Here is a 7590-nt window from a genome sequence, read left to right as displayed (position 1 = left end):
CGCTGCTGCCGGAGCGGTTCCGCCACGGCGTCTTCGTCGGCCAGCACGGCTCGTGGAACCGCAAGCCGCTGAGCGGCTACAAGGTGATCTTCGTGCCGTTCTCCGGCGGCCGCCCGTCGGGCCCGCCGGTCGACGTGCTGACCGGCTTCATCAGCGCCGACGGCGAGGCGCAGGGCCGGCCGGTGGGCGTCGCCATCGACCGCCGCGGTGCGCTGCTGGTGGCGGACGATGTCGGCAACGCCGTCTGGCGCGTCGCGCCGGCACAGAAGCAGACCGCGCAGCGGCCGTGATTGTGGGCCCCGTCGAACGCCAGGGGACGCCGCGGCATTATCACAGGAAGCCCACCAAACCGAGCTCGACCAGCTGCCAGCTTGCGCTCAGACCGCGGCGGTCGCGATCTCTCTGTTTTGTGTCCCCCGGACCGTCTTACGAGACGACCGCCTCGGCCTCGATCTCGACCTCGTAGTCGCCGACCAGGTCGCCGGCCTGAACCAGCGTGTTGGCCGGCTTGACCGCGCCGAACACCCGGCCATGGGCCCGCGACACCGGTTCCCATTTCGCGGCGTCGCGCAGATAGATGCGGGTGCGCACCACATCCTCCATCGTCCCGCCGAGCGCCGCAATCGAGGCGGCGATCTTGTCGAGGATGTAGGTGGTCTGCGCCCCGGGGTCGCCTGGCGCCACACAGCGGTCGCCGCCATGGGTGGCGGTGGTGCCGGAGACGCGGATGGTGTCCTTCACCCGGACAGCACGGCTGTAGCCGGCGATCGGCTCCCACACGCTGCCGGAGGAGACCCGCAGCCGGTCCGGCCGGCCGGGCATCGGCTCGGCCGTGAAGATCGACGGGAGGGCGTCGAGATGGTGGCTGAGGTCGCCCGAGGCGGTGAGATAGGGCGGCCGCCGGTATTCGTCGCCGCAATCGCCGGGGATCGGCGTCGCTGCGGCGAAGGCGGCTTCGAGCCTCCCTTTGTCCTCGGCGTCGAGCGTGAAATCGAAGACCCGCAGATTGTCGGCGCGGTGCTCGCTCTCGCCCAGCCGGGCGCCGATGATGGCGGCAGCGACCGCCTCATGCTCCAGCACCCAGCGCGTCGCGACATTGGAGAGGGAAACGCCGTGCTTCCTCGCAACGTCAGCGGCGGCCTGCAGGATGCCCTGGAAGACGTTCCAGCCGCCCGCCGCATCGATGAAGCGCTTGTATTTGGAGCGGCTCCAGTCCGGCAACGCGACGGGCTCCGGCCGCCCCAGCCACTTGTCGGAGAGGAAGCCGCCGCACAGCGTGCCGTAGGCCAGCAGCTTCACGCCCTTCGCCCGGCACAGATCGGAGAGCGCACCGGCGGCGCGGCGGTCGATCAGCGAGAACGACACCTGGTTGGTCAGGATCGGCACTCCATCCGCCAGGGCCACGGCCAGATGCGCGGCGTCGAAATTGGTGACGCCGATCGCCCCGATCAGCCCTTCGGCCTGCAGCCGCGCCATTTCGTGCAGCGCGTCGAGCCAGGCCGGATGCTCGAAGGTCCACCAGTGGAACTGCAGCAGGTCGATCCGGTCGACGCCCAGCCGGCCGAGCCGCTCCTGCACGCCGCGGCGGACCACCTCGGCGGTCATCGGCCCCGGCTCCGGGCACCATTTGGTGAAGGCCAGCGGCCGCCCGGCGCCTTTCCCGCGGCGGGCCAGCAGCCGGCCGGCGATCAGCTCGGCGCTGCCGTAATGGTCGGCCATGTCGAAGGTGTCGAAGCCGGCCCGGGCATAGGCGTCGAGTGCATCGGCGCCGCGCTCGGGGTCGAGCGTCGTGCCGTCCTTCTCGAGGTCGGCCACCTGCCACAGCCCGCAGACCAGACGGCTGATCGAGAGCCCGGGGCCGAGATCGATGCGCTCAGGGATTGCCGGCACGGGACGTCTCCTCGCTGATGGGCCGGCCAGCGCCCGACAGCCGGCCGAGATGGCGCGACACCACACGATCCTCGCCCAGCATGCCGCGCGGGCGCAGCAGCAGGATGGAGCAGAGGGCGACGCCGATCATCACGATCTGCAGCGCGGCGGCGCGCGCCTGCTGGTCGGGCGGGAACAGAGCCGAGATGGCGCCGCCCGAGGCCGCCCAGAGGCCCCAGACGAAGACCGCGCCCAGAATGGCGCCGCGATTGTTGCCCGAGCCGCCGACGATGAGCATCGCCCAGACCAGGAAAGTGAGCCGGGGCAGGTAGTTGTCCGGCGCGATGAAGCCGATGAAATGCGCCTGCGCCGCCCCGGCCAGACCCATGATGCCGCCGCCGATGGCGAAGGCCTGCAGCCGGAACGCCCGCGCGTTCTTGCCGAGGGCGCGGGCCGCCGTCTCGTCCTCGCGGATCGCCCGCAGCACCCGGCCCCACGGGCTGCGCACCAGCCGCTCCAGCGCGAGGTAGAGGAGTACGACGACCGCGGCCAGCATGCCGAGATTGGCCAGGCTGAACAGCAGCGGGTCGCCGGCCATGTCGGCGAAGGGCCGCGGGATGAAGCCGATGCCGAAGGGCCCGCCGGTGACCGAGACCAGGTTGAGGGCGCAGAGCTGCATGGTGACGGCGATGCCGAAGGTGGCGATGGCGAGATAGTCGGCCCGCAGCCGGATGGTCAGCGCCCCGATCAGGAAGGAGACCAGGGCTGCGGCCAGCGCCCCGCCCAGCCAGCCGACGAGGATCGGCAGGCCGAAGCCGCCGAAGCGGTCGGGCGCCTCCGGCGTCGTCAGCAGCGCCGAGACATAGGCGCCGATCGCAACGAAGCCGGCGACACCGACATTGAACAGCCCGGTCTGCCCCCATTGCAGGTTGAGGCCGAGGCACATCACGGCATAGGTCAGCGCCATGGTCAGGAAGAAGCAGCCATAAGCGATCAGCTCGACGCTCATTCCGCCCTCCCGAACAGACCCTGCGGGCGGATCAGCAGCACCAGAACCAGCACGACGAAGGCGACGGCGGCGCGCCATTCGCCGCCGACGAGCGGCACGGCGACCGCCTCGGCCAGGCCGACGACCAGCCCCGCCAGCATGGCGCCGGGCACGCTGCCGATGCCGCCGAGGATCGTCGCGGCGAAGAGCGGCAGCAGCAGGTCGAGCCCCATCTGCGGCCGGATCTGTACCAGCAGCCCGGCGAAGATGCCGGCGACGGCGGCGAGCCCCGCCCCCATCAGCCAGACGGTGCGGACCACCTGGCGCACATCGATGCCGACCACGCCGGCCAGCTGTGGATTCTCGCTGACCGCGCGCATGGCGCGGCCGGTCGCGGTCCGGGTCAGCATCAGGTGCACGGCGAGGACGAGGATGGCGGCGACGCCGAGCGACAGCAGCTGGTCGGGCGTGGCCCGGAGACCGCCGCCCAGCGGCAGGGCGATCTGCAGCGCCTTGGTGTAGTAGGCCGGCTTCGAGGTGAAGATGAATTCGAGCAGGCTGCGCAGCGTCAACGCGGCGCCGAAGCTGGCCATCACCAGGATGATGACCGTGCTGCGCCGGTCGCGCAGGCGGCCGAACAGCAGCGCGTCGACCAGCAGCGCCAGCCCGCCGGTCAGCGCCACGGCGACCAGCGCCGCGATCGGCAGCGCCCAGCCGAAGGAGAACGGCCCGATCGGCGCCAGCAGCCCGCCGGAGACGCCGCCGAGCGCGCCGGCGGCGGCCAGGGCGGCATAGGCGCCCCAGGACAGCAGCTCGCCATGGGCGAAATTGGCGAAGCGCAGGATCGAATAGGTCAGGGTCACGCCGATGGCGCCGAGCCCGATCATCGCGCCGGTGATCAGCCCGTCCATGATCACCTGCGGGGTCATGGCGCGGCCCGGTGGCGGCGGGCGCCGAGATAGAGCTCGGCCACGATCGGGTCCTCGGCCAGCCCAGCGGCCGGCCCCTCGTGGCGCACCTGCCCTTCCACCAGGATCACGGCCCGGTCGGCGATGGCCAGCGCCGCCTTCACATTCTGCTCGACCAGCACGATGGTGACGCCGGCCCGGTTGATCGCCTGCAGCCGGGCGAAGACCTCGGCCACGATCTTCGGCGACAGGCCGGCCGAGGGCTCGTCGAGAATCAGCACCGACGGCTCGACCACCAGGGCGCGGGCCACCGCCAGCATCTGGCGCTGCCCGCCCGAGAGCTGCCCGGCCCGCAGCGACGGCCGCGCCGCGAGGTCGGGGAACATGGCGTAGAGGTCGGCGATGCGCCGGGTGCGCCGCTCCTTCGGCAGGATGTCGGCGGCGGCGCGCAGATTGTCGTGGATCGACAGCGTGGCGAAGATGTTCTCGGTCTGCGGCACGAAGGCCAGGCCGTGGCGGATCTTCTCGTGGGCCGGCACGAAGGTGATGTCCGTGCCGCCCAGCGCCGCCGTGCCGGAATGGACCGGCACCAGCCCGGCGATCGCCTTGACCAGGGTCGACTTGCCGGCGCCGTTCGGCCCCAGCAGCACCACCAGCTCCCCGCCCCTCACCCGCAGGTCGACGCCGCGCACGATCGGCAGGTCGGGCTCGTAGCCGGCGACGAGGTTCCGGGTCGAGAGGGCATCCATCAGGCCACCCCGCCGAGATAGGCGTCGACGACGGCCGGGTTGCGCGCGATCTCGTCCGGCGCGCCCTCGGTCAGGTACCGGCCCGACGCCATCACCACGACCCGGCCGCACAGCCGCGCCACCATCTCCATATTGTGCTCGATCAGCAGGATCGACCGCCCCTGCCGGTTCAGCTCGAGGATTCGGCCGATGATGAGGTCGAGCAGCGCCGGGGCGACGCCGGCGGCCGGCTCGTCGAGCAGGATCGCCTGCGGGTCGGCCATCAGCACCCGCGCCAGTTCCAGGAGCTTGCGCTGGCCACCGGACAGGACGCGCGCCGGCTCCTGCTCCAGATGCGACAGGGTGACGAAGTCGAGCAGCGCCCGCGCCTTCTCCACCGCCGCGCGCTCCTCGGCGGCGACGCGGCCGGGCCGGAGGAGATTCAGCCAGATGCGCTCGCCCGCCTGCCGCTGCCCGCCGGTCAGCACATTCTCCAGCACCGTCATCTCGGCGAAGGGGCGCGGGATCTGGAAGGTGCGGGCGACGCCATGGGCGATGCGCTGCTCCGGCCCCCGGCGCGGCAGCGCGCGGCCGGCGATCCGGATGGTCCCGGCGCTCGGCGCCAGGCTGCCGGCCAGCAGATTGAACAGCGTGGTCTTGCCGGCGCCGTTGGGCCCGATCAGCCCCAGCATCTCGCCGGGATGGAGCGCGATCGACATGCCGTCCACCGCCCGCAGGCCGCCGAACTGCTTGACCAGGCCGCGCCCCTCAATCACGGGCGCGCCGTCGGAAGCGTTCGGGGCATGTGCGGCAGGCTGCATCCGCCTCGGACCAATTTTTGATCGGTGATGTTTGATCAAAGTTTACAGCCTGCGGGATGGCAAGTAGAAAATTCAGGAGCATCCAGCCTGGAGGGCCCATGCCCGATCGGGACGCCCAGCCCGCAGTGCCACACAGGGTCGCGGCCGCATGAGCCGCCGGCGCGCGCTGTCGCCGGTCGGGCGCGAGACGCTGCACGACCGGGTCTATGCCGAGCTGCGCCGGTCGCTGATCCATGGCATGTTCGACGCCGGCGAGGTGCTGCGCATCGTCGAGCTGGCCGAGACGCTGCGGACCAGCACCATGCCGGTGCGCGAGGCGCTGGGGCGCCTGGTCTCCGAGCAGGCGCTGGAGGCGCTGCCCAACCGCTCGGTACGGGTGCCGCTGATCACGCGCGAGCGTCTCGACGACCTCGCCCGCGCCCGCTGCCTGATCGAGGGCCAGGTGACGGCGCTGGCGCTGCCCAATCTGTCGAAAGAGGATTTCGCCCGGCTGCGGCAGCTGACGGTGGCATGCGAGGAGGCCTTCCGCAGCGACGATCCGGACAAGGCGCACCGGACCTCGGAGCTGAACCACGACTTCCACTTCGCCATCTACCGCGCCGCCGGCTCGGCCGTGCTGATCCCGATCGTGGAGAGCCTGTGGCTGCAGTCCGGCCCTTATGTCCGCGCCGCGGCGCAGATCCATGACGAGCAGCGCGACATCCCGGCCACCCATTACCATTGGGAGCTGATCGAGGCGCTGGAGCGCGGCGATGCCGGCGGGGCGACCCGGGCGCTGACGAGCGACATCACCCGCTCCTTCCGCCTGATCCGCGGGCGGCTGGATGCCGAGGATGCCGAGGAGAGAGCCTATGGCTGACACACGCGACGACGGCTTCGAGCTGTACGACCTGCGGGTCGAGGTGGTGGCGCCCGAAGGCGGGCCGATCTACTGCGGCGCCAAGGTCGGCGACTATTTCGAGCTGCGCGGCGAGATGCTGCACCTGCCGCCGGGCCAGGGCTTCTCGATCTACTCGCTGGCGGCGCTGCTGCCGCTGCTGCCGGCCAAGCAGCGCCCGACCCATGCCAATGACTGGATGACGACGGATGCCGAGGTCGCCTGCCCCGACCCGAACTGCTCGTCGCGCTTCCGCATCACCCGGACCGGCCGGCGCCGGTTCAGCCATGCCGCGACCACCGCGGTGCCGCTCCACAAGGACTGAGGCAACCATGCAGAGAACCCGGCTGGCCCCGGACTACGAGATCTCGCGCGTGATCCGCGGCGGCTGGCAGTTGTCGAGCGGCCACGGCACGGCCCGCAGCGACGACCCGGTGGCCGACATGGTGGCCTTCGCCGATGCCGGCATCACCGCCTTCGACTGCGCCGACATCTACACCGGCGTCGAGGAGATGATCGGCCGCTTCCGACGGCGGTATCGCGACCTGCGCGGGGCGGAGGCGTTGGGCCGGATCAAGGTGCACACCAAGTTCGTGCCCGATCTCGATATCCTGCCGCGGATCCGCAAGGCCGATGTCGAGGCCGTGATCGACCAGTCGCTGCGGCGCCTGGGGCTGGAGCGGCTGGACCTCGTGCAGTTCCACTGGTGGGACTATGCGGCGCCGCGCTGGCGCGAGGCGGCGCTGTGGCTGGAGGAGCTGCGCCGCGCCGGCAAGATCCACAAGATCGGCGGCACCAATTTCGACACCGACCACATGCTGGAGATCGTGCGGGCCGGCGTGAAGCTGACCACCATGCAGGTGCAGTACTCGCTGCTCGACCGCCGGCCGGAGCGGCGGATGGCCCGGGCCGCGGCCGATCACGGCGTCTCCTTCCTCTGCTACGGCACCGTCGCCGGCGGCTTCCTCGGGGACCGCTGGCTCGGCGCGGCGGAGCCGGCGGAGCCTCTGGAGAACCGGTCGCTGGTCAAATACAAGCTGATCATCGACGATCTCGGCGGCTGGGACCTGTTCCAGGCCCTGCTGCAGGCGCTGCGCCGGGTCGCCGACCGGCACGGCACCGACATCGCCACTGTGGCCAGCGCCGCGATGCTCGGACGGCCGGGCGTGGCGGCGGTGATCGTCGGCGCCCGCAACCGCGACCACCTGGCCGCGAATCTCGCCATCTCGGACCTCGCCCTGACCGAGGCGGACCATGCCCTGATCGCCGAGGCGCTGGCGGGGGCGCGGGAGATCGAGGGCGACGTCTACACGCTGGAGCGGGACCGTCACGGCCGCCACGGCGCGGTCATGAAATACAATCTGAACAAGGGCGCCGCCTGACCTTCGTCAATCAACGG

8 protein-coding genes and 1 pseudogene are annotated in these 7590 nt (G+C 71.3%); 4 read left to right on the top strand and 5 right to left on the bottom strand.

The window, feature by feature from the left end; translation table 11 throughout:
• A pseudogene (locus tag KXR53_RS34005) lies at positions 1-290 on the top strand (sorbosone dehydrogenase family protein); the annotation flags it as partial.
• A 136-nt stretch (positions 291-426) separates the two neighbouring features.
• Here KXR53_RS34005 and KXR53_RS34000 read toward each other — a convergent pair.
• The 5 genes from KXR53_RS34000 to KXR53_RS33980 are packed head-to-tail and all read right to left on the bottom strand — an operon-like array spanning position 427 to position 5269.
• Positions 427-1890: an aldo/keto reductase gene (locus tag KXR53_RS34000; protein WP_437380064.1), complete on the bottom strand. Its 1464-nt coding sequence runs from the start codon at positions 1888-1890 to the stop codon at positions 427-429.
• Positions 1874-2878, bottom strand: a complete 1005-nt coding sequence (locus tag KXR53_RS33995) for a branched-chain amino acid ABC transporter permease (protein WP_437380063.1) — start codon at positions 2876-2878, stop codon at positions 1874-1876. Before KXR53_RS33995 ends, KXR53_RS34000 begins: the two co-directional genes overlap by 17 nt.
• The gene (locus KXR53_RS33990) at positions 2875-3786 is read right to left on the bottom strand and encodes a branched-chain amino acid ABC transporter permease (RefSeq protein ID WP_437380062.1); all 912 of its coding nucleotides are present in this window, start codon (positions 3784-3786) and stop codon (positions 2875-2877) included. Before KXR53_RS33990 ends, KXR53_RS33995 begins: the two co-directional genes overlap by 4 nt.
• On the bottom strand, positions 3783-4514 hold the full coding sequence (locus KXR53_RS33985; protein ID WP_437380061.1) for an ABC transporter ATP-binding protein: 732 nt from the start codon (positions 4512-4514) through the stop codon (positions 3783-3785). Before KXR53_RS33985 ends, KXR53_RS33990 begins: the two co-directional genes overlap by 4 nt.
• Entirely contained in the window at positions 4514-5269 is a 756-nt protein-coding gene (locus KXR53_RS33980; protein WP_437380060.1) for an ABC transporter ATP-binding protein, read from the bottom strand. Before KXR53_RS33980 ends, KXR53_RS33985 begins: the two co-directional genes overlap by 1 nt.
• Positions 5270-5462: 193 nt before the next feature.
• Between KXR53_RS33980 and KXR53_RS33975 the strand changes: the two genes are divergently transcribed.
• From KXR53_RS33975 to KXR53_RS33965, 3 genes are read left to right on the top strand one after another with little or no spacing between them, the layout of a single operon-like run.
• Positions 5463-6173: a GntR family transcriptional regulator gene (locus tag KXR53_RS33975; RefSeq protein WP_437380059.1), complete on the top strand. Its 711-nt coding sequence runs from the start codon at positions 5463-5465 to the stop codon at positions 6171-6173.
• Positions 6166-6516 carry a TIGR04076 family protein gene (locus KXR53_RS33970; protein ID WP_437380058.1) on the top strand — a complete coding sequence of 117 codons (351 nt, stop codon included), beginning with the start codon at positions 6166-6168 and terminating at the stop codon, positions 6514-6516. Before KXR53_RS33975 ends, KXR53_RS33970 begins: the two co-directional genes overlap by 8 nt.
• 7 nt (positions 6517-6523) lie before the next feature.
• Positions 6524-7573: an aldo/keto reductase gene (locus tag KXR53_RS33965; protein ID WP_437380057.1), complete on the top strand. Its 1050-nt coding sequence runs from the start codon at positions 6524-6526 to the stop codon at positions 7571-7573.
• The last annotated feature ends 17 nt before the right edge of the window (positions 7574-7590 follow it).

This window comes from Inquilinus limosus (assembly GCF_051487185.1).
GTDB classification, from domain to species: Bacteria; Pseudomonadota; Alphaproteobacteria; order DSM-16000; family Inquilinaceae; genus Inquilinus; species Inquilinus limosus_F.
Note: the sequence above shows the minus strand (reverse complement) of the source record. Positions and strands in the feature narration are given on the sequence as shown.